The organism is Isoptericola croceus (assembly GCF_029382255.1).
Taxonomy (GTDB): Bacteria; Actinomycetota; Actinomycetes; order Actinomycetales; family Cellulomonadaceae; genus Isoptericola; species Isoptericola croceus.
Map to the genome: position 1 here is coordinate 175,779 of NZ_JARLLG010000001.1, position 24,688 is coordinate 200,466.

The 24,688-nt window shown below is 72.7% G+C and carries 19 protein-coding genes; 12 read left to right on the plus strand and 7 right to left on the minus strand.

Annotated features, from left to right (window positions below):
• Nucleotides 1–23: 23 nt before the first annotated feature.
• From PZC42_RS00835 to PZC42_RS00865, 7 genes are all read left to right on the plus strand, one after another.
• Nucleotides 24–1,286: a sugar ABC transporter substrate-binding protein gene (locus PZC42_RS00835; RefSeq protein ID WP_277207440.1), complete on the plus strand. Its 1,263-nt coding sequence runs from the start codon at nucleotides 24–26 to the stop codon at nucleotides 1,284–1,286.
• Nucleotides 1,287–1,357: 71 nt separating this feature from the next.
• Entirely contained in the window at nucleotides 1,358–2,329 is a 972-nt protein-coding gene (locus tag PZC42_RS00840) for a carbohydrate ABC transporter permease (RefSeq protein WP_277207441.1), read from the plus strand.
• A gap of 3 nt (nucleotides 2,330–2,332) precedes the next feature.
• Nucleotides 2,333–3,232 (plus strand): carbohydrate ABC transporter permease, encoded by a 900-nt coding sequence (locus tag PZC42_RS00845; RefSeq protein WP_277207442.1) that lies wholly within the window; start codon nucleotides 2,333–2,335, stop codon nucleotides 3,230–3,232.
• Nucleotides 3,233–3,246: 14 nt separating this feature from the next.
• The gene (locus PZC42_RS00850; RefSeq protein WP_277207443.1) at nucleotides 3,247–4,188 is read left to right on the plus strand and encodes a glycoside hydrolase family 68 protein; all 942 of its coding nucleotides are present in this window, start codon (nucleotides 3,247–3,249) and stop codon (nucleotides 4,186–4,188) included.
• 214 nt (nucleotides 4,189–4,402) lie between these two features.
• Complete coding sequence (pdhA, locus tag PZC42_RS00855; protein ID WP_277207444.1) at nucleotides 4,403–5,599, plus strand: pyruvate dehydrogenase (acetyl-transferring) E1 component subunit alpha; 1,197 nt, start codon at nucleotides 4,403–4,405, stop codon at nucleotides 5,597–5,599.
• On the plus strand, nucleotides 5,596–6,600 hold the full coding sequence (locus tag PZC42_RS00860) for an alpha-ketoacid dehydrogenase subunit beta (RefSeq protein ID WP_277207446.1): 1,005 nt from the start codon (nucleotides 5,596–5,598) through the stop codon (nucleotides 6,598–6,600). The genes pdhA and PZC42_RS00860 overlap by 4 nt, the downstream gene beginning before the upstream one ends.
• A gap of 25 nt (nucleotides 6,601–6,625) precedes the next feature.
• Complete coding sequence (locus PZC42_RS00865) at nucleotides 6,626–8,086, plus strand: dihydrolipoamide acetyltransferase family protein (protein ID WP_277207447.1); 1,461 nt, start codon at nucleotides 6,626–6,628, stop codon at nucleotides 8,084–8,086.
• A gap of 12 nt (nucleotides 8,087–8,098) precedes the next feature.
• Here the strand turns inward: PZC42_RS00865 and PZC42_RS00870 are convergent, their stop codons facing one another.
• The 6 genes from PZC42_RS00870 to PZC42_RS00895 are packed head-to-tail and all read right to left on the minus strand — an operon-like array spanning nucleotide 8,099 to nucleotide 13,697.
• A complete protein-coding gene (locus tag PZC42_RS00870) occupies nucleotides 8,099–9,214 on the minus strand; it encodes a hypothetical protein (RefSeq protein WP_277207448.1) in 1,116 nt (371 codons plus the stop codon).
• Nucleotides 9,211–10,221, minus strand: a complete 1,011-nt coding sequence (locus PZC42_RS00875) for a vWA domain-containing protein (RefSeq protein ID WP_277207449.1) — start codon at nucleotides 10,219–10,221, stop codon at nucleotides 9,211–9,213. The genes PZC42_RS00870 and PZC42_RS00875 overlap by 4 nt, the downstream gene beginning before the upstream one ends.
• Nucleotides 10,218–11,273 carry a VWA domain-containing protein gene (locus PZC42_RS00880; RefSeq protein ID WP_277207450.1) on the minus strand — a complete coding sequence of 352 codons (1,056 nt, stop codon included), beginning with the start codon at nucleotides 11,271–11,273 and terminating at the stop codon, nucleotides 10,218–10,220. The genes PZC42_RS00875 and PZC42_RS00880 overlap by 4 nt, the downstream gene beginning before the upstream one ends.
• A 1-nt stretch (nucleotide 11,274) precedes the next feature.
• Entirely contained in the window at nucleotides 11,275–11,772 is a 498-nt protein-coding gene (locus PZC42_RS00885; RefSeq protein ID WP_277207451.1) for a hypothetical protein, read from the minus strand.
• Nucleotides 11,762–12,664: a DUF58 domain-containing protein gene (locus PZC42_RS00890; protein ID WP_277207452.1), complete on the minus strand. Its 903-nt coding sequence runs from the start codon at nucleotides 12,662–12,664 to the stop codon at nucleotides 11,762–11,764. Before PZC42_RS00890 ends, PZC42_RS00885 begins: the two co-directional genes overlap by 11 nt.
• A 4-nt stretch (nucleotides 12,665–12,668) precedes the next feature.
• Nucleotides 12,669–13,697, minus strand: coding sequence for an AAA family ATPase (locus PZC42_RS00895; protein WP_277207453.1), 1,029 nt, complete (start codon nucleotides 13,695–13,697; stop codon nucleotides 12,669–12,671).
• 331 nt (nucleotides 13,698–14,028) lie between these two features.
• On the opposite strand from PZC42_RS00895, the gene PZC42_RS00900 reads away from it, so the two are divergent.
• Entirely contained in the window at nucleotides 14,029–15,321 is a 1,293-nt protein-coding gene (locus tag PZC42_RS00900; protein ID WP_277207454.1) for an ABC transporter substrate-binding protein, read from the plus strand.
• Nucleotides 15,322–15,403: 82 nt separating this feature from the next.
• On the opposite strand, the gene PZC42_RS00905 is transcribed toward PZC42_RS00900, so the two are convergent.
• Entirely contained in the window at nucleotides 15,404–16,471 is a 1,068-nt protein-coding gene (locus tag PZC42_RS00905; RefSeq protein WP_277207455.1) for a LacI family DNA-binding transcriptional regulator, read from the minus strand.
• 142 nt (nucleotides 16,472–16,613) lie between these two features.
• Between PZC42_RS00905 and PZC42_RS00910 the strand changes: the two genes are divergently transcribed.
• The 4 genes from PZC42_RS00910 (at nucleotide 16,614) to PZC42_RS00925 (ending at nucleotide 24,672) form a co-directional block, all read left to right on the plus strand.
• The gene (locus PZC42_RS00910; RefSeq protein ID WP_277207456.1) at nucleotides 16,614–18,671 is read left to right on the plus strand and encodes a DUF2264 domain-containing protein; all 2,058 of its coding nucleotides are present in this window, start codon (nucleotides 16,614–16,616) and stop codon (nucleotides 18,669–18,671) included.
• Complete coding sequence (locus PZC42_RS00915) at nucleotides 18,668–19,672, plus strand: hydroxyacid dehydrogenase (RefSeq protein WP_277207457.1); 1,005 nt, start codon at nucleotides 18,668–18,670, stop codon at nucleotides 19,670–19,672. Before PZC42_RS00910 ends, PZC42_RS00915 begins: the two co-directional genes overlap by 4 nt.
• A 123-nt stretch (nucleotides 19,673–19,795) precedes the next feature.
• A complete protein-coding gene (locus PZC42_RS00920) occupies nucleotides 19,796–22,522 on the plus strand; it encodes an exo-rhamnogalacturonan lyase family protein (RefSeq protein WP_277207458.1) in 2,727 nt (908 codons plus the stop codon).
• Nucleotides 22,523–22,626: 104 nt separating this feature from the next.
• Nucleotides 22,627–24,672 (plus strand): bifunctional copper resistance protein CopD/cytochrome c oxidase assembly protein, encoded by a 2,046-nt coding sequence (locus PZC42_RS00925; protein ID WP_277207459.1) that lies wholly within the window; start codon nucleotides 22,627–22,629, stop codon nucleotides 24,670–24,672.
• Nucleotides 24,673–24,688 lie beyond the last annotated feature (16 nt).

A 24,688-nucleotide genomic window follows, 5' to 3' on the forward strand; every position in this document is an offset into this window, starting at 1 on the left:
TTCAGATGAACCGCAGATCCCTCGTGACGATCGTATCCGTCTCGGCCCTCACCCTCACAGGGTGCGGCCAGGCAGGCCAGGGAGACGTCGACAACGGCGACGGCCCCGCCGAGATCACCATGTGGACCCACTCGGCAGGCAACCCCGGAGAGCTCGAGGTCTACGAGCAGATCATCGCCGACTTCAACGCGTCCCAGGACGACTACCAGGTCGTCACCGAGGCGTTCCCGCAGGGTGCGTACAACGACGCGATCGTGGCCGCGGCCGCGGCGAACGACCTGCCGTGCCTGCTCGACATGGACGGCCCGATCGTGCCGAACTGGGCCTGGGCGGGCTACGTCCAACCCCTCGGCCTCGACCCGGCGATCACCGACTCCCTGCTGCCGACCGCCGTCGGCATCTACCAGGACGAGGTCTACTCGGCCGGCTACTGGGACGCTGCGCTCGCGATCTTCGCGCGCCAGTCGGTGCTCGACGACAACGGCATCCGCATCCCCACCGTGGACGAGCCGTGGAGCCTCGACGAGTTCGACGAGGCGCTCTCCACCCTCCAGGACGCGGGCTACGACACGCCGCTGGACATCGGCGCCGAGGACGCCGGCGAGTGGTGGTCCTACGCCTACTCGCCGATGCTGCAGAGCGCGGGTGGCGACCTCATCGACCGCGACACGATGCTCACGGCCGAGGGCGCGCTGAACGGCCCTGAGGCGGTGGACTTCTTCACGTGGTTCGCCGGTGCCTTCGAGCAGGGCTGGGCGAGCGACTCCGGAACCATCGGCAACGAGGAGTTCAACAGCGACGAGGTCGCCCTGAGCTACACGGGCGTGTGGAACGCGATGGACTCGCTCGACGCGGTCGGCGACGACCTGCTGATCCTGCCTCCGCCGGACTTCGGTACCGGCCCGGCGATCGGTGGCGGTTCGTGGCAGTGGGGCATCTCGTCGACGTGCAGCTCGCCAGATGGTGCACGCGCCTACCTGGAGTTCAGCTTCGCCGACGAGTACATCACCGAGTTCGCCGACAACCAGGTCGTCATCCCGGCGACCGAGGGCGCTGCCGAGGCCTCCGAGCACTTCTCGTCCGACGGCGACCTGCGCCCCTTCGTCGAGCTGTCGCAGCGCTTCGCGGTGCTGCGCCCCGAGACGCCGGCCTACCCGGTGATCTCCTCGACGTTCGAGAAGGCGGCCAAGGACATCATGAACGGCGCCGACGTCGGCTCGACGCTCGACGGTGCCGTCGCCGAGATCGACACCAACATCGAATCCAACGACGGGTACGGCTTCTGAGCCGTCCCTCCTGACCGGCGCGGGGCGGACGCCCTCTCGGGTACCGCCCCGCGCCCGGACGGAGTCGACCCATGACTACTCCCACCAGCACTCCCGTACCACCGCACGCGGACCGCTCCTCGGAGGGAGCACCGCGCACCGCCGCCAAGCGGCACAGCACCCGCGCCGCCCGGCGTCGTGAAGGCCGCGCGGGGTTCAGCATGGTCGCACCGGCCCTGATCCTCCTGCTGCTGTTCCTCGTGATCCCCGTCCTGCTCGCGTTCGGGCTGTCGTTCACGAACGCGCGGCTCATCTCGCCCAACCCGCCGCGGTTCGTGGGCCTGGACAACTTCGTGCGGGCGTTCACCGCCGACCCGGTGTTCGTGCGCTCGATGATCAACACCTTCGTGTTCGCCGCCGTCATCGTGCCGGTGCAGGCCGGGCTCGGGCTGTTCCTCGCCGTCCTGGTCAACCAGAAGATCCGCGGTGTCACCGCGTTCCGGGTCATCTTCTTCATCCCGGTCGTCACGTCGATCGTCGTGGTGTCGATCCTGTGGCGGTTCATGTACCAGAGCGACGGCCTGATCAACTCCATGATCGACACGATCACCTTCGGGGCGTGGCAGGGCATGGCGTGGCTCAACGACCCGAGCACCGCGCTCGGCGCGATCATCGTGCTCTCGATCTGGCAGGCCGTGGGCTTCCACATGCTCATCTGGCTCTCCGGGCTGCAGACGATCCCGGAAGAGCTGTACGAGGCGGCGCGCATGGACGGGGCGAGCGCACGCCAGCAGTTCGCCAACGTCACCTGGCCGGGCCTGCGCTCGACCATGGTGTTCGTCCTGGTGACGATCACCATCGCCGCGCTCGGCCTGTTCGTGCAGATCGACGTGATGACCCAGGGCGGGCCCGTGAACTCCACGTCGACGCTCGTGTACCACGCGGTGCGCAAGGGGTACCGGGAGCTGGAGACGGGCTACGGCGCCACGATCTCACTCATCTTCTTCGTCCTCGTGCTGACCATCGCGTTGATCCAGCGGCGCCTGACCCGAGACAAGGACTGACCCATGACCACCGACTCCCTCACCGAGCGCGTCGTGCTCCGTCGGCGCAAGGTCTGGTCGTACACCGCGATGAGCGCGCTGGCCGTGATCTTCCTCTTCCCGCTCGTCTTCATGGTGGTGTCGAGCCTCAAGCCGGACTCGCAGATCCTCGCCGACATCGGGTCGCCCCAGGCGTTCCTGCCCGTGGGTGATATCAGCCTCGACAACTACTTCGGCGTGTTCGACCGGGTCCCGTTCGGCCGCTTCCTGTTCAACTCGGTGCTCATCACGGTGCTCACGGTCGGGTTCGGGCTGATCGTGAACTCGATGGCCGGCTTCGCCCTGTCCCGCATGCGATGGAGGGGACGGTCGCTGGTGCTGAGCCTCGTCATCGCGACGCTCATCGTGCCGTTCGAGACGGTCGCGGTGCCGATGGTCTACTGGGTGTCCAAGCTGCCGACCCTCGTCATGGAGGGTGGCATGGTCAAGTACGACTTCGGGTGGCTGAACTCGTACCACGTGCAGATCGTGCCGTTCATCGCGAACGCCTTCGCGATCTTCCTGTTCACCCAGTACTTCTCGACGATCCCGAAGTCCTTGGACGAGGCCGCACGCATCGACGGTGCCAACTGGTTCACCATCTACCGCCGGATCGTCGCGCCGCTGGCCGGCCCCGCGTTCGCCACCGTCGCGATCCTCACCTTCCTGCCCGCGTGGAACCAGTACCTCTGGCCGCTCATGGTCGTCCAGCAGGAGAGCCTGCGCCCGGTCATGGTCGGCATGCAGTACTTCTTCCAGCTCAACACCGCCTGGGGCGAGGTCATGGCCTACACGTCCCTGATCACCCTTCCCATCCTCATCGTCTTCCTGTCCTTCCAGCGCGCGTTCGTCTCCAGCGTCGCCGCCAGCGGGGTCAAGGGCTGACACGAAAGGTCCGTATGTTCACGCTTCCCGACTCCTGGGTGTGGGACTTCTGGTTCGCTGACGACGGCGAGCGCCACCACCTGTTCTTCCTCTACGCCTCGCGCGCCCTGCACGACCCGGACGCCCGGCACTACCGGGCCTCGATCGGGCACGCGGTCTCCGACGACCTCGTGGAGTGGACCCGTGTGCCCGACGCCCTGGTGCGGGGCGAGCAGGGCTCCTTCGACGACCTCGCCACGTGGACGGGCTCGGTGGTCCGGCACCAGGACGGCACCTGGTTCCTCTTCTACACCGGGTCCACCCTCACGCCGGCGGGCAACGTGCAGCGGATCGGCTACGCGACGTCGTCTGACCTGACGACCTGGCACAAGGCGCCGGAGAACCCGGTGCTGGCCGCTGACGGGTCCTGGTACGAGACCCTCGCCGAGGGTCAGTGGCACGACGAGGCGTTCCGCGACCCGTGGGTGCTGCCCGACCCGGACGGCGACGGCTGGCACATGCTGCTGACCGCCCGTGGGCGCACGGGCGAGGCGTTCGAGCGCGGCGTCGTCGGGCACGCCTGGTCGCCCGACCTGCGCTCGTGGGAGCTGCGTCCACCGCTGACCGAGGTCGGGCAGGGCTTCGGCCAGCTCGAGGTCAATCAGGTCGAGGTCGTCGACGGGCGCCCTGTGCTGCTGTTCTCCTGCCTCGCGGCCGACCGGCCGACCGACCGACGGGATGCGTCCGGCGGGGTGTGGGCCGCTCCGGCGGAGTCGCTGCTCGGACCGTTCGACATCGCCGCGGCGTACCCGCTGACGGACGCGAGCCTGTACAGCGGGCGCCTGGTCCGGGCCCGCGACGGCGGCTGGCGGTTCCTGGCGTTCCACCACGACGGTCCGGACGGCTCGTTCGTGGGGAGCATCAGCGACCCGATGGTCGTGGGCTGGGACGACGGGCGGCTCGCGGTCGGGGGATAGTCGCCGCGGGGGCCGTCGACCGGGGCGTCCTGATCACCCGGTTGGAGGAAACCTCCAAAAGCGGGTCGCAAGCCTTGGCCGCCACACCGAGAGCCAAGACAGGGTGGCGACAACCTACGCTTGCGTAGGCTACGAAGGCGTAGGTTCGGCACCTGCCCGAGACTCGGGCACCGGACCTGGACGCGCGCAGCCGCCCGTCAGGGAAGGAGACCGTGTGAACCCCGACGCCCCGGCACAGGCACCGATCCCGGAGGCGGCCCAGAGCGCGGCAGCCGAGGAGAACCTCGTGCAGCTCGTCGCCCCGGACGGCCGTCGCGCCGACGGACCGCTGGCCGCCGCCTACCGCGACCGCGTGGCCCACCTCGGCACCGACGAACTGCGCGCGATGTACCGCGACATGGTGCTGACCCGACGGTTCGACGACGAGGCCACGGCCCTGCAGCGCCAGGGCGAGCTCGGCCTGTACCCGCAGGGCCGCGGGCAGGAGGCCGCCCAGGTGGGTTCTGCCCGTGCGCTGCGCCGGCAGGACTTCGTGTTCCCGTCCTACCGGGAGCACGGTGTGATGCAGGTGCGTGGCGTGGACCCCGTGGACCGGTTGCGGATCTACCGGGGGACCGAGCACGGGGGGTGGGACCCCGCCGAGCACAACGTGCACCTCAACACCCTCGTCCTCGGGTCGCAGACCCTGCACGCGACCGGGTACGCGCTCGGTGTGCAGCGCGACGGGCTCGTCGGCACCGGTGACCCCGAGCGCGACACCGCCGTCGTGACCTACTTCGGCGACGGCGCCTCGAGCCAGGGCGACGTCAACGAGGCCCTGGTCTTCGCCGCCGTGAACAACGCCCCCGTGGTCTTCTTCTGCCAGAACAACCAGTGGGCGATCTCGGAGCCGACGTCGCGCCAGACGCGGGTGCCGCTGTACCAGCGCGGCCAGGGCTTCGGCATCCCGGGCGTGCGCGTCGACGGCAACGACGTCCTGGCCTCCTACGCGGTCATGACCGAGGCCCTGGAACGCGCCTGCGCCGGTGGCGGCCCCACGTTCGTCGAGGCCTACACCTACCGCATGGGTGCGCACACCACGTCGGACGACCCGACGCGCTACCGCGAGCGCGCCGAGGAGGAGGAGTGGGCGCTGCGTGACCCGATCGATCGGCTCGCCGCCCTGCTGCGCGCCGAGGACCGGTGGGACGACGCCTGGGCTGCCGAGGTCGAGGCGCAGGCCGAGGCGCTGGCCGAGCGGCTGCGCGCCGACGTCCGCGCCATCGAGGACCCCCCGCCCGCGTCGATGTTCGACCACGTCTACGCGACGCCGCAGGCCCAGGTGACCGCAGAGCGCGCCTGGTTCGAGGCGTACGAGCACGACACCGCCCAGGACGAGGTGCTGGACAGCACCGTGGAGGTCGCCCGATGACCGCGCAGACGATGCCCCTCGCGAAGGCCCTCACCGCCGGGCTGCGCGCCTCGCTGGAAGCGGACGAGAAGGTCCTGATCATGGGCGAGGACGTCGGCCGCCTCGGCGGTGTCTTCCGCATCACCGACGGCCTCCAGAAGGACTTCGGCGAGCACCGGGTCGTGGACACGCCCCTGGCGGAGTCCGGGATCATCGGCACGGCGATCGGCCTGGCGATGCGCGGCTACCGGCCGATCTGCGAGATCCAGTTCGACGGTTTCGTCTTCCCGGCCTACGACCAGATCACCACCCAGCTCGCCAAGCTGCACTACCGCTCGCGCGGCCTCATCCAGGTGCCGTTGGTCATCCGCATCCCCTACGGCGGCGGGATCGGCGCCGTCGAGCACCACTCCGAGTCGCCGGAGGCGCTGTTCGCGCACACCCCCGGGCTGCGGGTGGTCTCGCCGGCCACGCCGCAGGACGCCTACGACATGATCCGTGCCGCCGTCGTCTCACCCGACCCCGTCCTCTTCTTCGAGCCCAAGGGCCGGTACTGGTCCAAGGGCGAGGTGGACCTGAGCAGCCCGGTCCCGTCGCTCGACGGCGGTGGCCCGGACCCGCTGGGCGCCGCCCGGATCGCCCGGGCCGGCACGGACGTGACGCTCGTCGCCTACGGACCGACCGTCGCCACGGCCCTGTCCGCAGCCGACGCGCTGGCCGCCGAGGGCACCAGCGCCGAGGTCGTGGACCTGCGCTCGATCTCCCCGCTGGACGTGCCGACCGTCGTCGGCTCGGTGCGTCGCACGGGCCGCTGCGTCGTCGTGCACGAGGCCCCGACGTTCTTCGGGGCGGGCGCCGAGCTCGCCGCCCGGGTGACCGAGGAGTGCTTCTACTCGCTCGAGGCTCCCGTGCTGCGGGTGGGCGGGTACCACACGCCCTACCCGGTGGCGAAGATCGAGCACGACTACCTGCCGAGCGTCGACCGCGTCTGCGACGCCGTCGACCGGGCCCTGTCCCACTGAGCGGCCCGAGAACCCGAGGAGCACGATGAGCAACCAGCGCTTCCCCCTCCCGGACGTCGGTGAGGGACTCACCGAGGCCGAGATCGTCGAGTGGAAGGTCGCCGTCGGCGACACCGTCGCGGTCAACGACGTCATCGTCGAGATCGAGACGGCCAAGTCCCTCGTCGAGCTGCCGTCGCCGTTCGCCGGGACCGTCGTGGCCCTGCTCGCCGAGGAGGGCAGCACCGTCGACGTCGGCACGCCGATCATCGAGGTCGGCGCGACCGCAGCGGCGCCGGCCGGCTCCGACGGCACCGCACCCGCCCCCGCCGCCGCACCCGCCGCCGAGCCGGCGGAGCAGGAAGGCTCCGGTTCGGTGCTGGTGGGCTACGGCACCGGCGACGGTGCGGCCGGTGGCCGGCGCCGGCGCCGGCGGGAGACAGCCGGCTCGCCCGCCGCCGCGGCCCCCGCCGAGCCCCGCGCCACGGACGCTCCCGCCAGTGCGCCGGCACCCGCGCCCGAGAAGGCGCCGGGCATCGCCAAGCCGATGGCGAGCGTGCCTGCCGCCGCCGCGCCGTCGGGCACGACGCCGTCGAGCCGCGTCCGCGTGCTCGCCAAGCCGCCGGTGCGCAAGCTCGCCAAGGACCTCGGCGTCGACCTGGCCTCGGTGCAGCCGACCGGGCCGGGTGGCATCGTCACGCGCGAGGACGTCGTGGCCCGGGCCGAGGCCGCCGAGCCGCAGACGCTCGCGACCTACCCCGACGACGACCAGCCGTGGCTCGCCTCCGGGTCCGTGACGAACGACGGCCGCCAGACCCGGGTCCCGGTCAAGTCCGTGCGCAAGCGGACGGCCGAGGCTATGGTGGCCAGCGCGTTCACCGCGCCGCACGTCACCGTGTTCCGCACGGTGGACGTCAGCAAGACGATGAAGCTCGTCGAGCGGCTCAAGGCCGACCGGGACTTCGCCGACGTGCGGGTCACACCGCTGCTGATCGCCGCCAAGGCCGTGCTGCTCGCGATCAAGCGACACCCCGAGATCAACGCGAGCTGGGACGACGAGGCCCGCGAGATCGTCTACAAGCACTACGTGAACCTGGGGATCGCCGCGGCGACACCTCGCGGGCTCGTGGTGCCGAACGTCAAGGACGCGCACCGGCACGAGCTGCTCCCGCTCGCGCAGGCCCTCGGTGAGCTGACGGCCACCGCACGCGCCGGTCGCACCAGCCCGGCGGACATGTCTGACGGCACCTTCACGATCACCAACGTGGGCGTGTTCGGCATCGACACGGGCACGCCGATCCTCAACCCCGGCGAGGCCGGGATCCTCGCGTTCGGCGCGATCCGGCAGCAGCCGTGGGTGCACAAGGGCAAGGTCAAGCCGCGCTGGGTCACCCAGCTCTCGCTGAGCTTCGACCACCGGCTGGTCGACGGCGAGCTCGGGTCGCAGTTCCTGTCCGACGTCGCCCGGGTGCTGGAGGACCCGGCGCGCGGGCTCGTCTGGGGCTGATCCGCCCGGCAGCTACCAGTTGCGGGGCAGCGACCCGGGGCCCTCGCCGTCGCCCTCCTCGCCGTCCTCGGTCTCGTCGTCGCCCTCGGAGTCTTCGCCCTCGTCGCCGTCGGCGCCGGAGCCACCGAGCTCGCGGGCCTCCGCCTCGTCGAGCTCGACGTCCTGGGCGGCCTGCTCGTTGCGTTCGCCCAAGGCCTCCTGGCGCTGAGCCTCGGCCTCCTCGGGGGTGGCGGGCTCCGGTTGCGGCTCCGGGGCGTTCTGGTTCTCGGTCTGAGCGCCGTGTGCCTGCTCCTCCTTCTCCGCAGCCCGCTCCTGCGCCGCGGTGGCGTCCTGCGACTGCGAGGACTCCGCGCAGTCCGGCAGCGCGCGCACCTCCTGCGCCCGCTGGAAGTCGTTCTCGGCGAAGGAGTAGTACAGGTCCGCCCGCTCACGGAGCTCGGTCGGGTCGAGCTCGTCGCCGTACTCGCCGTACGGGTCGATGACCTCCTCGTCGTAGGGCTCGCCCGCGTCCCGCTTGGCGATCTCCTCGGCGACCTCCTCCGACTGCTCGGCGTACCCGTCGGCCATGGCCATCTCGGCGTCACCGCTGATCTCCAGGGCGCTCGCCCAGTTCGTGACGATGGCGCACCGCACCTCGGGCGACTCGTCCACCGCTCCGGCGTAGGCGTCCTTCAGGAACCCGGACGCCTCGTAGGCCAGCCACTCACGGTCCTCGTCGCCGGCCTGTGCCGCCAGGGCGGTCCCCAGGTTGTAGTCGGCCTTCCACTGCTGGGGGACGACGCCCTCGGCCTGGGCGCGGAACCGGTCGACGGCGGTCGAGAGGTCGCCGTCGAGGTAGTCCTGCCGCCCCCAGGAGGACACCGACGGCGCGAAGGTGAGCTGCAGCCCGACGGCGAGCAGGATCGGCACCACGACGCCCGCCGGCGCCCACAGCCACTTCCGTCGCCGGGCCGGTCGTTGCTTCGTGGCCGGCGCCTGCGCCCACGACGGCCGGTCCGCCGCGGCGCCACGGACCCTGCTCTCGACAGCACTGCGCACCCGCCGCGCGACGACGCGACGCAGAAAGTCCAACCCGAGGAAACCCACGGTGAGGGCCGCCACCACGGTGAACACTTCGGCCCCGCTCACCGGCGTACCTCCCGGCCGCGCTCGCGCGGTGGCACCGACCGTGCGAGCGAGACGGCCCACACGCCCGCCTCCCAGGCGAGCAGCACCCCGAGCGCGAGCGCCACCGGCCAGACGACGGGCCGGTACGTGGTCACCACGCGGCGTCCGTCGGCCGCGACCTGCGCGGGGTCGATCCCTGCCACCAGCGAGGCGACGTCGTCCTGCCCCGTCCGGTGGACGTACGGCACCCCGAGCTCGTCGGCGAGCTGCTGCAGCGTCTCCGGGTCGGCCACGGAGATGCCGTCGCCGCCTGACGGGTCCTGGATGTAGTCGGGCCCGACGCCGCCGGGGTGGCTCGTGAGCATGCGGCCTCCGGTGGTGGTGCCGTAGCCGAGCACCGCCCCGGCGTCGACCAGCGGCGCGAGGTCGGCGAACGATCGCGGCTCCTCGTCGACGGTCTGCTCCCCGTCCGTCAGGAAGAACACCACCCGCATGTTGGCGGGGCCCTGCTCGTGCGAACCCTCGAGCGCGGTGGCCAGGGCGTCCCACGGCCGGTCGGTGAGCGACCCCTGGGAGTACGCGGTCAGCTCGTGCGTCAAGGTCTGCGCCCACGAGCCCAGCGCCTGGCGGTCCCAGGTCAGGGGGAGCTGCCGCGTCGACTGGGAGTCGTAGGCGATCACGGCGAACCGGCCGTCGCCGATCGACTCAGCCAGCTCGATGACGTCGTGACGCACGCCGTCGAGGCGCGGGGCGTCCTGCGCGGCCCCCCAGTCCTCGGCCGCCATGGAGCCGCTGCGGTCCACGACGAAGTACACGTCCACCGCTGCCACGGTGGTGTCCAGGGCGGTCGTGGCCGTGGCGGGCCCGGCACCCATGAGCCCGACGGCGCCGACGATCGCGGTGCGTCGCGCCCAGCCGAGACGTTCGCCGCTCGACCGCGAGCGGATCAGTGCCGTGACCGTGCCGGCGGCCAGGAGCCCGACCACGACTCCCAGCAGCCAGGGGTTGAGCAACGGGGCGAACGTCATGGGCGCACCCTCCAGGCGGCGGCGATCAGGAGCACCGTGCCGAGGAGCAGCGCGGCGTACCACCGGCCGGGCACGTCGTGGAGGACGGACTCGGCGTCGGCGTCCAGCTCGACCGCCTGCTGAGCGAGGACGTCGGCCACCAGTGCGTCCACGGCACCGGGGTCGTCCAACGTGAAGTAGAGCCCGCCGTGCTCGGAGACCACCGAGCGGTACTCGGACTCCTCGGTGCCACCGACCCGGTCCGTGGGCCCGCCGTACAGGCCGTACAGGGTGATGTCCCGCGAGGCCACCAGCTCGGCGGCCTCGCCCAGGGCGTACACCGGGTCCTCGCCCACGAAGTTGTCGGTGGCCAGCAGGATCGAGCGCGACCGTTCCGAGCCCTGCTCGTCGAACTGCAGCGCGCAGGTGGCCAGCCCGTCACCGATGAGGCTGGAGTCTGCCAGGGAGGTGGTGCCGGCGGTGAACGCCAGGAGCTCCTGCACCTGGGCCAGCTCGCCGTCGCTCATCTCGTCGAGGGTCTTGTCACCGAGCCGATCCAGGTCGATACCGACGGCCTCGGCCCCGGCGGCGAGCTGGTCGCCGACGAGCGTGTAGTCGTCCGTGAGGGGGAACACGGTCCGGGCGGTGGAGTCGAAGACCACGAGGGCGATACGTTCCCCGGCGAAGTGCTCGGTGAGCTCGGCGTACACCGACAGCACGGCCGCGTCGTAGGGCAGCATCGACCCGGAGACGTCCAGGCACAGCACGATGTCGCGCGTGGCGAGCCGTTCGGCCACGACCTCACGCTCGACGGGCCGGCCCGCGAGCAGGCTGGTGGCCACGACGGCGGCGAGCACCACGAGCGCCCCCAGCCCGTGGGCGATCCGGTGCCACCGCAGCGCGCGCCGGACCTCGGGCAGTCGGGTCAGGTGCTCGGTGTGCGCGACCCGCACCACGTCGTCCGCCGGGCGGCCGCGCCGCGCCACGACGACGGCGACCACGCACCACACGAGCGCGACGGCGATGACGCCGGCCGCGACCCACGGCCACAGGATGGTCTGCTCGGGGCTCACGTCACCACCTGCCCACGAGCGTGCGGGCCCGTTTCAGGGCGCGCTCGGGACGCGGCAGCCGGCGGCCCTGGGCGGGGGCGAACGTGGGCTCGAGCAGGCGCTGCATCTCGAGGCCGAACGTCTTGGTCCCGTGCTCGCGGCGCAGGTCCGCCACGGTGAGGGTCGACGCGTCCCGGCCGGTACGGGCCGCGGCGAACACGCGCAGCTCGCGGCGCAGCTCGAGGTGGAACCGGCGGTCGTCGAGCTCCTGCGACCGCCAGCGGCGTTCGAGGTCGTCCAGGGCGTGCAGCGTCGCGGCGCGGGCCGGAGCGAACCTGTCGGAGGGGGCCGACCTGGTGGCAGCGGCCTCCGCGGCGGGTTCCGGCGCCGGATCGGGTGCCGGCCGCGTGAGCCGGACGACGGCGACCACGACGGCGACCGCCGCGAGCAGGAACGCGACCCCGACCAGCGCCCACGGCCAGGCGAAGACCATCGGGTCGACGAGCTCGTCACCGGGCACGGCGCTGCCTCCGCATGAGGTCGACGAGCGCGGGCACGACCTCGTCGGTCGACGCGACGCGCAGGGCCTGGAGGCGGCGGCGGGAGAGCAGGGCCTCGGTCTCGGCACGGCGCTCGGCCAGCGCACGTCCGACGGCCTCGCGCACGCGCCGGCGGGACCGCAGGAAGCCCGGTACGCGCCAGCCGTTCGTGACGTCGGCGATCCCGCCGCGCTCCCGCGCGAGCTCGGCTGCGCGGGAGCCGACCGGGTCCAGGTCCTCGACCGTGACCACGAGCACCTCGTGCTGCACGGCGAGCAGCTTGAGCAGCCGCTCGTGCGCCGTCCACGGCTGCGCCTCGTCGGTGACGAGGACCACGAGGCAGCGCCGGCGGAACGTCGACAGGGCCCGGCGCAGGAGCACACCCAGGTCCGACGGCGGCGCGTCGGCCGACCAGGTCGCCTCCAGCGCGCGCAGGGTCGCCTCGATCTCGCCGGCGCTCACGCGGGCCGGCCGGTGCACGAACCGGTCGGCGTCCCCGGCGAGGAGCGCGACCCGGTCGCCCCGGGAGGCGGCGAGGTAGGCGGTGACCGCGGCGGTGTAGTCCGCGACGGCGGACTTCTCCTCGCCGCCGGCGGCCGTGGCGGTCATCGTGCGCCCGGTGTCCACCAGCAGCACGACCGTCAGGCTGGACTCGTGGGCGAACCGGCGGATGATCGGCTCGCCCGCACGGGCGCTGGCCTTCCAGTCGATGTCGCCGACGTCGTCGCCGGGCTCGTAGTGGCGCAGGTCGTCGAAGTCCTGACCGTGACCGGTGAGCACCGACCGGTGGCGTCCGGCGAGGAACCCGGTGGCACGCCGGGTGAGGGGTAGGGAGACGCGCGCGCGGACGAGCGCCAGCCGGGAGACGGGCACGGCGTCAGGGGACGGGGACCGCGTCGAACACGGCGTCGACGAGCTGCTCGGCAGGGACGTCGTCGGCCAGCGCCTCGAAGCTCCGCACGAGACGGTGCCGCAGCACGGCGTACCGGGTGTCCTTGACGTCGTCGGGGGTGACGTAGTCACGGCCGGCCGCCAGCGCGCCGGCCTGCGCGAGCTGGACGAACGCGATGGCGCCACGGGGGGAGGCCCCGACCCGCACGAGCCGGCGCAGGTCCGCGACGGGTCGGGGGCCGCCTCCGCGGGTCGTGGACACCAGGTCGACGACGTACCGCTTGATCTCGGTGTCCACGTGGACACGGTCCGTCAGGGCGCGCAGCTCCCGGACGTCGTCCAGCCCGATCGGCTCGGCCGTGAGCGGGGCCGTCATGCGGCCGGAGGTGATCCGCTCGAGGATCTCGACCTCCTCCTCCGTGGTCGGGTAGGTGAGCACCTCCTTGACGAGGAACCGGTCCATCTGGGCCTCGGGCAGCACGTACGTGCCCTCCTCCTCGATGGGGTTCTGGGTGGCCATGACCATGAAGGGGTCCGGCAGGGGGTGCTCGACACCGCCGATGGAGGTCTGGTGCTCCTGCATGGCCTCGAGCATGGCGGACTGCGTCTTGGCCGAGGACCGGTTGATCTCGTCCAGCAGCACGAGGTTGGCGTGCACCGGCCCAAGCTGGGTGCTGAACGTGTTCGTGGTGTGGTCGAAGACCTGGGTGCCCACGATGTCGTTGGGCATGAGGTCCGGCGTGCACTGGATCCGCGCGAACTTTCCGGCCACGGCGTCCGCGAGCGTGTGGGCCGCGGTGGTCTTGGCCAGCCCGGGCACCGACTCCAGCAGGACGTGCCCGCCCGCCATCAGGGTGCGCACCAGCGTGGTCCGCAACCGGTCCTGGCCGACGAGGCGCTGGTCGAAGACCTCGTCGATCCGGGCCAGGAGGTCCCGCGCCCGGGCGACCTGGGAACGGTTGATGGCCGCCTGGGACGGACGGCGCGTGAGCCAGTCCGCGATGGGGAGGGTCATGGGACGGCAGTCTAGAGGTGATGTCCAGGGACGACGGTGCGGGTGAGAAGCGCCGACACGCGGGCGGCGGGGTCCGGACCCGAGCGGTCCGCGTGCTACTACTGCGGAGCCTTGTGTACGCTGGCCGGTCCGGCGCGGGGCACCACCAGCCCGGCTCGCCGATCACGTTCGACGCGACCGCCTCGAGGGCGAGGGCACCGGCACCATCTCCTGACAGTGCGCCGCGGGCGTGCACGCTTTTGTCCGATCGCTCCTCGGCGCGTCCCCTGGCTGCCAGCCTCTGTGGACAGGACGCCGTCGACCGACGGCACACGTGCGCAAGGAGGCACACATGGTGACCACGACTGGTCGACGGACGAGGGCAGCAGCGGCTGCCCTCGCCGCGTGCGCGCTGGCTCTCACGGGCTGTGCGGGCAGCGCCGACGGTGGCGACGGCGCCGACGGCGCGGCGACGATCACGTTCTCCTGGTGGGGTGACGCGACCCGCGCCGACCGCTACGAGGAAGCGATCGACCTGTACGAGGAGCGCAACCCCGGAGTGACGATCCAGACCTCCTACGCCGGGTGGGGGGACTACTGGACCGCCCGGAACACCGAGGCCGCGGGCGGCGCGCTGCCGGACGTCTTCCAGATGGACGTGGCCTATCTGCGCCAGTACGGCGCCACCGGGCAGATCCAGCCGCTCGACCAGTACGTCGACGAGCAGATCGACATCTCCTCGTTCCCCGAGTCGGTCATGCCGGCGACGAAGATCGACGGCGAGATCTACGGCATCCCGACGCAGACGACCGTGCTCGCCACCTTCTTCAACACCGACCGGCTGGGTGAGGTCGGCGTCGACGTCCCGGCGAGCGACCTCACCTGGGACGAGTACGACGCGCTCCTCGGGGAGATCGGCACGGCGGGCGGGAGCGCCGACCCGCAGCTCGACGGGTCGGTGCAGTACACGCAGATCTGGTCCGTCTTCGAGATCTGGCTCCTCCAGCAGGGCAGGTCGCTGTTCACGGCGGACGGTGAGCTCGCCTTCACCGAGGCCGACCTGACCGCTTGGTGGGAGCGGGCCACACCGTTGTTCGCCGACGGCGGCTTCATGGACCCGGGCAGGGGTGAGCAGATCGAGAGCGACCCGCTCAGCGCGCAGTACACGGCGAGCGAGATCAGCTTCTACAACTTCCTGGTCCGGTTCACCGAGGGAACGGGCGGCGACGAGTTCACGATGCTCCAGGTGCCCGCCGACGACCCGGCGAACCGCGGCATCTACCTGAAGCCAGGGCTGCAGCTGTCGATGTCGGCCCAGACGGAGCACCCGGAGGTCAGCGCAGACTTCATCGACTTCCTCACCAACGACCCCGACGTCGAGGAGATCTTCGCCATGTCGCGGGGCGTCCCGATCTCCGCGAGCGCCCGCGAGGGCAACGAGCCGGCGGGGCTCGACCAGGAGATCCAGGCCTACTGGGAGGCGGTCGAGGAGACGGCGATCGACGCCCCGGCCCCGCCGCCCGAAGGAGCGGGCGCGGTCGAGGCCGAGTTCACCCGCATCGCTCAGGACATCGGCTTCGGCGCCCTGTCTGTCGAGGACGGTGTCGAGCAGTTCTTCACCGCGGGGACGGACCTGCTCGGGTGACGCGGCGTGATCGCCGGCCCGGTCCCTGATGCCGGGTCGGCGATCACTGTCGGGATCCTTCGCGTGGGCCGAGGCCGGGAGGTCAGCCCCGGCCGGCCCCGCAGGACTCGCGCACGGTGAGCCGGGGGAGCAGCTCCACGTGCCGCGGTGGCCGCCGTTCGCCGCCGTCCTCGGTGAGCCGGTCCACGAGGAGCCGGAGCGCCTCGCGCCCGAGCTCGCGCCGGGGTGGCGTGACCGTGGTGAGCGGCACCATCGCCAGCTCGGCGTTCTCGTCGTCGTACGCGACGACGGCGAAGTCGTCGGGGACCGTCAGGCCGCGGTCGAGTGCGGCCTCCAGCAGGCGTGCGGCGTGGTCGTCGGTGTGGACGAACGCCGCGCGGGTGCCGGTCGCGACGCAGGCGTCGAGGAACGCCTCCAGCTCGGTGCGCAGCACGGCCGGGTCGTCGTCGCCCTTGGACAGGGAGGCCTCCGGTCCGGCCTCGAGGCCGAGCCGGTCGACGGCGGTCGCGAAGCCGTCCCGCACGTGCCGGGCGGTGGGTGTCCGGTCGTAGACGGCCAGGGCGACCCGTCGATGGCCGAGGGCGTGCAGGTGCTCCACCGCGAGGACGGCCCCGTGGGCGTGGTCGGTCCGCACGAGGTCGAGCTCGCTGAGGCTGGTGGTCCCGTCGATGCGCCGTTCGACCAGCACCACGGGCACGGGGATCGAGCGGAGCCAGCCGGCGAGCTCTTCGGACGTGCGCCCGTGGGTCGTCGGGGCGATGGCCAGGCCCGCGACGCCGAGCGCGACGAGGCGGTCCACCTGCGCGGCCTCGACGTCGGGCCGGTAGTGCGAGACGCCGAGCACGAGACGGACGCGGAGCGCGGGGGCGAGGGCTTCCATGCCGCGGACGACGTCGGGGAAGTGGGCGGTGGTGCTCGGGACCACCAGGCCGGTGAGCGCCTGGGCGGCCTGGGGGCCGCGGGTCGCGGTGAGCGCGATCGCCCCGCCGTGCACCCGGGCGAGCCGGCCCGCGCGCTCGAGCTCGATGATGTCCCGGCGGACGGTCACGTCGGAGACGCCCAGGTGGGCGGCCACGTCGGCGGACCGGACGCTGCCGCGCAGCTCGACCTCGCGCAGCAGGTACTCGTGCCGGGCTCTGGGCAGGTGCATCTCGTCCTCGTCCTCGTCGACCTCGGCGGCCCGCGGTGGTCTCGCGACGGCCGGACCTCAGCACTGTAGCGTCCACGCTCACCGTCTGATCGAAAATGTCCGAGCAGTCCGACCGCACCCGGGAGGCCCCGAGGATCTGGTCGTGACCGACGCAGCAACAGCAGCAGTGCCCGCGGCGCTGGAGCCGGCCCGACGATGGGACCGGGAGCGCTGGCTCGCCACGGCCGACGGGTTGCTCGCCGCCACGGAACCCTTCGCCTCGGCAGGCCGCTCCCTGATCCGCCTGCCCGGGCCGGTCAGCGCCTCCGGCGCCTGGAGCGACGGGCTCGAGGGGTTCGCGCGCACGTTCCTGCTCGCTGCCTTCCGCGTCCGGGGTGAGTGCGGCGCCGACCCGGGCGGCCTGCTGGAGCGCTATGCGGAGGGTCTGCGGCACGGCACCGACCCCGCGAGCGCCGGACGGTGGCCGCGGATCGGCGAACGGCGCCAGGCCGTCGTCGAGGCGGCGTCCGTCGCGATCGGCCTGGCGGAGACGCGGCCGTGGCTCTGGGACCGGCTCGACGACGCCACGCAGGCCCAGGTTGTCGCGTGGTTGTCGGACATCGTCGGGACCAGCGGCTACCGCAACAACTGGATCTGGTTCCAGAACGTCGTGGAGGCCTTCCTCGCGTCCGTCGGCGGACCGTGGGACCAGGCCGACCTGGACCGCAACGAGGAGATCGCCGAGTCCCTCTACGTAGGGGACGGCTGGTACTCCGACGGGCTGGGCAGGGACGGGCGGCGCCAGTCCTTCGACTACTACGCGGGGTGGGCCTGGCACCTGTACCCGCTGCTGCACGCCCGGATCGGGGGGCGCGGGTTGGACCGGCGGCACGCCGACCGGTTGCACGCGTACCTGGGCCAGGCGCAGCACCTGGTGGGAGCGAGCGGCGCACCCGTGCTGCAGGGCAGGTCGGTCACCTACCGGTTCGCGATGCTCGCCCCGTTCTGGGCCGGGGCGCTCGCCGGCGCGACGCCGCTGAGCCCGGGGGCGACGCGGGCGATCACGTCCGCCGTCGCGGAGCACTTCACCGCGGCGGGTTCGGTCGACCGTCGCGGGCTCCTGCCGACGGGGTGGCACGGGCGGCACGACGCCGTCCGTCAGCTCTACAGCGGCGGTTCGTCGCCGTACTGGGCGAGCAAGGGCTTCCTGGGGCTGCTGCTCGATGCGGACGACCCGGTGTGGACGGCGGAGCCCGAACGTCCCGAGCCATGGACGCGGGACCGCGTCACGGCCCTTCCCGTGCCGGGCTGGCTCGTGTCCGCGACCCGGGGCGACGGCATCGTGCGGGTGCTGAACCACGGTGCGGACCGGCTCGTCGAGCCCGCGGCGCAGCAGCGTGCCGACGACCCGTTCTACCGGCGTCTGGGCTACTCGAACGTCACGTCCCCCCAGCTGACCGCCGACGCGATCGCGGCGCCGCTCGAGTCGCACGTGGCGCTCCTCGACGCCGCCGGGGTGGCCTCGCACCGCGACGGCATCGACCGGCTGCGTCTCGCCGGCGAGACCGGGATCTCCCGGTCGCGGGTGCACTGGCTCGACCTGCCGGGCGCCGGCGCACCGGCCGACGCCGCGGTGTGGTCCTCGGTGCGGCGCGGTCCGTACCTGACGACGGCGACCCTCGTCCGCGGCCGGTTCGAGGTGCGCCTCGCGTGGTGGACGTCCGTGCCTGAGCCCGACGAGGCGGTGCCCGGCGGGAGGGACCCGGGGGAGCCCGTCGCCGGGGCGACCTTGGACGCGGAGGCCGCCTGGCCCGCCGACCCCGGCCCCTGGAGGTTCCACGTCGGGGGCTGGCCGCTCGCCGCCCGCCGCGACCGGGAGCTGCACGTCGAGACGGACACGGACTGGGTGCGGGTGGTCCGCCAGGACGGGTCCACGTCGATGGTGCGCGGGCTCCTGGGCCTCGACCGCGTCGGCACGACCCGTCGCCTCGGTGCCGACCCGTTCGGCGAGGCCTCCGCGACCCCGTGGGTGCGCGGCCGGGACGCCGCCGGCCCGGGGGAGGTCGCCGCGGCGCTGGTGGTGCTGAGCGGTCGCGGCACCCCCTGGGTCCGCGACGTGGACGCGGTGAGGGAGGTCGTCCAGGGGCAGGGTGAGGCCCGCATCACCTGGCGCGACGGCCGGGTGGACACCCTGGCCACGACCGGTGCGGCGGACGCATGAGTCGGGTGCGGGCAGCCTTCGCGCTGCGGGACCCGGACCTGCTGCCCGAGCTGTTCGACGACGCCACGCGTGCCCGCCTCGCCGCGGTGGCGGACGTCGCCGCGCAGGTCGTGACCACCGCCGACGGCCCGGGCGTCGACGAGATCCTGCGCGACGTCGAGGTGCTGGTGACGGGCTGGGGACCACCCCGGCTCGACGCGGCCTTCCTCGCGCGGGCACCGCACGTGCGTGCCGTCGTGCACACGGCCGGGACGGTGAAGTCCTTCGTCACGGACGCCGTCTGGGCGCGGGGGATCGCCGTCTCCAGCGCTGCGACGGCGAACGCCCGGCCGGTCGCGGAGTACACGCTCGCGATGACCCTCCTGGCGGGCAAGAGGGTGCTGGAGTCGGCCGCGGCGTACGGCCGGCACCGGTCCTTCTCCGGTTGGCACCTGACGCCGCCCCACGGGAACAACGGCCTGGTGGTCGGCCTCGTCGGGGCCTCGCGCACCGGTCGGCAGGTCCTGGAGCTGCTCGCGCCGTTCGACACGGAGGTCCTGCTCCACGACCCGTTCGTGGACGCCACGGAGGCCGGGGCACTGGGGGCCACCGCCGTCGGGCTCGACGAGCTCCTGCGCCGGTCCGACGTCGTCTCCCTGCACGCGCCGGCGCTGCCCGAGACGTACCGGCTGATCGGGGCGCGCGAGCTGGCGCTGATGGGCGATCACAGCACGCTGCTCAACACGGCGCGCGGCCAGCTCGTGGACACCGCTGCGCTCACCGCGGAGGTCCTCGCCGGGCGGCTGCGCGCGATCCTCGACGTCACCGACCCGGAGCCGCTGCCCGCCGACCACCCGTTGTACGGCGCGCCCGGGGCGCTGCTGACGCCGCACGTGGCCGGGTCGCTCGGCAACGAGCTGCGCCGGCTCGGGGCCAGCGCCGTCGCGGAGGTCGAGCGGCTCGCCGCAGGCCTGGACCTGGCGCACGTCGTCCTGCCCGAGCACCTGGCCCGGACGGCCTGACGGGGGACGGACCACCGGGCCGCGCGTCGGGTTTTGATCGTTTGGCCCGCGCCGGCCACGTGGCCTTCCACGATGGCGACGTCCACCGTCGGACAGGTTTCCCGTCACGAAGGAGTGACCAACGTGGTCAATGTCAGTCGTCGAACGATCCTCACCTCGGCCCTGGCGGCCGGCGCCGGTGCGGTCCTCGCGCCCCAGGCGGCCTCCGCGGCGCCCGCCGCTGCTGCCAGCGCGTTCACCCCGACCGGGCACGACCCGGTCGACCTGCGCTGGCTCGAGGGCGGCACGCCGGCGGCGCTCGCCTCGGGTGCCACCTGGGGCGTGCCCTGGCCCCGCGGCGCCCTCGCCCCCGACCAGCAGCTCGCGCTGACGGCTGCCACCGGCGAGGCCGTGCCCGTGCAGTCCTGGCCCACGGGCTGGTGGCCGGACGGTTCCGTGAAGTGGACGGCTCACGCTGTCAGCGAGGCCGGCCCGCGCGCGGAGGGCTACCGGCTGGCGCCGGGCCGCCCGGCGTCGCCGCCGACCGCCCTCACGGTCCGGGAGCGCGGCAGCCAGGTCGTCGTGGACACCGGGACGATCCACGTCACCTTCGCCCGCTCCGGCAAGAAGATCGTCAGGTCGATCCGCCGCGGGGACGACGTCGTGGCCGCGGCCGGCCGGCTCGTCGTGTCGCGCCAGGACAAGGCCGACACGGACGACCCGCAGGGCCTGCGGTACGAGTCGTTCGACGGCACGGTGGAGAACGTCACCGTGGAGCAGTCCGGGCCCGTGCGGGCCGTGATCAAGGTCGAGGGCAAGCACGCCAAGGGTGCGCGCGAGTGGCTGCCGTTCGTGCTGCGCTTCTCCCTGTACGCCGGGTCGGACGGCGTCCGGCTGGTGCACACCGTCATGTTCGACGGCGACGAGGACAGGGACTTCATCCGCGCCATCGGCGTGAAGTTCACGGTGCCGATGCGGGGCGAGCTGTACGACCGCCACGTGCGTCTTGCGGGCGCGGACGGCGGCGTCCTCGCCGAGGCCGTCCAGGGCATCACCGGGCTGCGGCGCGACCCCGGCCACGCGGTCCGCACCGCCCAGGTCGAGGGCCGGGCGCTGCCGGACCCCTCCACCTGGGACACCCGCGTGACGGACCGCCTGCACTGGATCCCGAGCTGGGGCGACTACAGCCTGAGCCAGCTCAACGCGCGCGGCTTCGAGATCCGCAAGCGCACCGGCACAGGGCACTCGTGGATCCGGGTCGACTCCGGCGGGCGGGCGGCCGGGCTGGGCTACGTCGGCACGCCGGCCGGCGGGCTGGCCTTCGGGATGCGCAACTTCTGGCAGCTGCACCCCACCGAGCTCGAGATCTCGGGGGCGGCGAGCGACGAGGCGGAGGCCACCGTGTGGATGTGGTCGCCGCGCGCCGAGGCCATGGACGTGCGGTTCTACCACGACGGCATGGGCCAGGACACGTACGCCCAGCAGCTCGACGCCCTGGAGATCACCTACGAGGACTACGAGCCCGGGTTCGGCACCCCGTACGGCGTGGCCCGCACCACCGAGCTGATGTTCTGGGCGCTCGACGCGACGCCCACGGCGCAGCGCTTCAGCGAGCTCGCCGAGGCGAACAGCGCCCCACCGCTGCTGATGAGCGGCCCGGAGCACATGCACTCCGCCGGGGTGTTCGGCTCCTGGTCACCCGTGGACCGGTCGACGCCCGCCAAGGCGGAGCTCGAGGACAGGCTCGACGCGATCCACCGCTACCACCTCGACCAGCAGGACCAGCGTTCGTGGTACGGGTTCTGGGACTACGGCGACGTCATGCACTCCTACGACGGCGACCGGCACCAGTGGCGGTACGACGTCGGCGGGTACGCGTGGGACAACTCCGAGCTGTCCACGGACATGTGGCTCTGGTACCACTTCCTGCGCACCGGCGACGCCGCGGCCTTCCGGTTCGCGGAGGCGATGACCCGGCACACCGGTGAGGTGGACGTCTACCACCTCGGCCGCTGGAAGGGGCTGGGGACGCGGCACAACGTCATGCACTGGGGCGACAGTGCCAAGCAGGTGCGCATCAGCAACGCGAACTACCGCCGGTTCTACTACTTCCTCACGGCGGACGAGCGGGTGGGTGACCTGCTGCACGAGCTCGTCGACTCCGACCGCACCTACCTGGTGCTCAACGCCACCCGGAAGATCGACGGCTCGACCGGCGAGTACGACCCGGACCCGGCGGCGCTGCCGTTCGGCAAGATGACGGACTGGGGTGCGGTCGCCGGCGCCTGGCTCACCGAGTGGGAACGGGGCGGCGACCCGAAGGCACGGGAGCGGCTGCTCGCGTCCGCCCGATCGATCGCCGCGCTGCCCAACGGCTGGGTGCAGGGCGACACCACCTACGACCTCGAGACGGCGGAGTTCAGCTCGGGGCCCGAGCCGTCGGTCTCCGTCGGTTCCCTCGGCGGTGTCTTCGGGCTCATCGAGGTCATGACCGAGCTGCTCGAGCTCGTCGAGGAGCCCGAGGTCGAAGCCCGGTGGATCGAGTTCTGCCGCCTCTACAACGCCTCCCGCGAGGAGCAGGCGGAGGTGACCGGTCAGCACTGGGGCAACCTCAACCTGCGCCAGGCGTACTCGCGCGCCACGGCGTACGCGGCTGTCCAGCTGGAGGACGAGGCGCTCGCCGCCCGGGCGTGGCAGGAGCTGCGCACGGGGCACGCCGGGTACCCGGACGGCCACGACTGGGGATCGCGGCGCATCGAGCCGCCGTTGGTGCTGAACGCGATCGACGAGTCCAGCTTCTCGACCAACGCCAGCGCTCAGTACGGCCTGGCGACGATGCAGTGCCTCGCCCTGGTGGGTGATCGCCTGTGAGGCGCACGAGGACGGCACCCGCGCCCGGGCGGACGGAGGTCCGCGCGAGCAGTGTCACAGCTGGGGCGTCCGGGGGTGCGCGAGCCCGCCTCTAGGCTGGACGGGTGACCTCCACCGCTCCTGCTGCTTCCACCACGAGCGCCGCGGGGTCGCCACGGCCCTGGTGGATCGTGGCGGCCGGGCCGGGCGCCGTCCTCGTCGCGATCCTGGCGCTGCTCGCCGCGGGGTCGTACTCCGGGGCGTTCGCGGCGCTGGGGACGTTCTCCGACCCGGGTGCCGTCGCACGCTGGGGGATGCCGCTCGCGACGGTCCTGGGGGAGATCGGCGTCTCGGTGACGCTCGGGTGCCTGGTCGCGGCGGCGTGCCTCGTGCCGTCCGGTCGGGCCGTGTCCCGCCTGCTCGTCGTCGCGGGCTGGGCCGCCGCGGTGTGGGCCGTGTCCACCGTGGTCGAGCTGGTGCTGCAGTACGCGGTGGTCTCCGCGCTCTCGCCGTCGGCGGACGACTTCGGTGCCGGTCTCGCCCAGTTCGTCACCGAGGTCGACCTCGGCCGGACCACCCTGGGGATCGTCGCGCTCGCGGCGCTCACGTCGGGTGTCGCCCTCGCCGTGCGAGGCCCGGTCGGTGCTCTGTGCACGGCGCTGCTGCCCCTCGCCGCGCTGACGATGCAGTCCACGACGGGGCACGCCGCGGGCGCTGCCGACCACTCGCTGGCGGTCGGCGCGATGTGGCTGCACCTCGTGGGGGCCGCCCTGTGGGTCGGGGGGCTCGCGGCACTGGTCGTGCTGGTCGGCGGCCGGTTCGACGACGTCACCCCCGACGCGGTGGCGCGGTACTCGCCCGTCGCGGCCTGGTGCCTCGTCGCAGTGGGTGTCTCCGGCCTCGCGAACGCGTGGCTCCGGATGGACGGCCCCGACGACCTGACGACGCGGTACGGCGTGCTCCTCCTCACCAAGGCGGCGTTGACGGTGCTGCTCGGTGCCCTCGGCTGGGCGCACCGCCGTCGGGTCGTCGGCCGGTTGGAGCGTCGGCCGGCTGCCCCGGGGGCTGCGGCACCGGTCGTGCGCCGGCTGTTCTGGCAGCTCCTCGCGGTCGAGCTCCTGGTCATCGGTGCGGTGTCGGGGGTGGCGGTGGCGCTCGGGTCGACCGCACCGCCCGTGCCCGACGAGGTGCCGACCGATGCCTCGCCCGCCTACCAGCTCACCGGCTACCCGCTCCCGCCGGAGCCGACGGCGGCCCGGTGGTTCACCGAGTGGGCCCTGGACCCGATCCTGGCCTTCGCCTGTGTCGCGGGAATCGTGGTCTACCTTCGCTGGGCGCTCCGGCTGCGCCGTCGCGGTGACCGCTGGCCGCTGGGCCGGACGCTGTCGTGGTGCGCCGGCATGCTCGTGATGATCTGGACCACCAACGGCGCCCCGACCGTCTACGGGCACGTCATCTTCAGCGGGCACATGGTCCAGCACATGACCCTGGCGATGCTGGTGCCGCTGCTGCTGGTGCTCGCGGCACCGGTGACGCTGCTGCTGCGCGCGGTCCCGGGCCGCCGGGACGGGTCGCGCGGACCCCGGGAGTGGGTCCTGGCGCTGGTGCACTCGCGCTGGGGTGAGTTCCTGGCCCGGCCGGTAGTCGCCGCGGTGCTGTTCGCGGGCGGCATGACGGTCTTCTACTTCACCCCGCTGTTCGAGTTCGCCCTGACGAACCACCTCGGGCACCTGTGGATGATCGTGCACTTCACCCTGGTCGGGTACCTCTTCGCGAACGCCCTGGTCGGTATCGACCCCGGCCCGCAGCGTCCCGGCTACCCGATGCGGCTCGTGCTGCTCTTCGCGACGATGGTGTTCCACGCGTTCTTCGGCGTCGTGCTCACGACGGGGACGTCGCTGCTCGTCGCCGACTGGTACGGCAACATGGGCCGCGACTGGGGCCTGAGCGCCATCGAGGACCAGCAGCGCGGCGGCGGTATCGCGTGGGGGATCGGCGAGCTGCCGACGCTCGCGCTGGCGATCATCGTCGCCGTCCAGTGGACCCGCTCCGACGAGCGGGAGGCCCGGCGCCGCGACCGGCAGGCCGAGCGCGACGGTGACGCGGAGCTGACCGCATACAACGACATGCTGGCCAAGATGTCCGACCGTGACGAGACCGCCGGCCGCTGAGCACGGCCAGGACCGT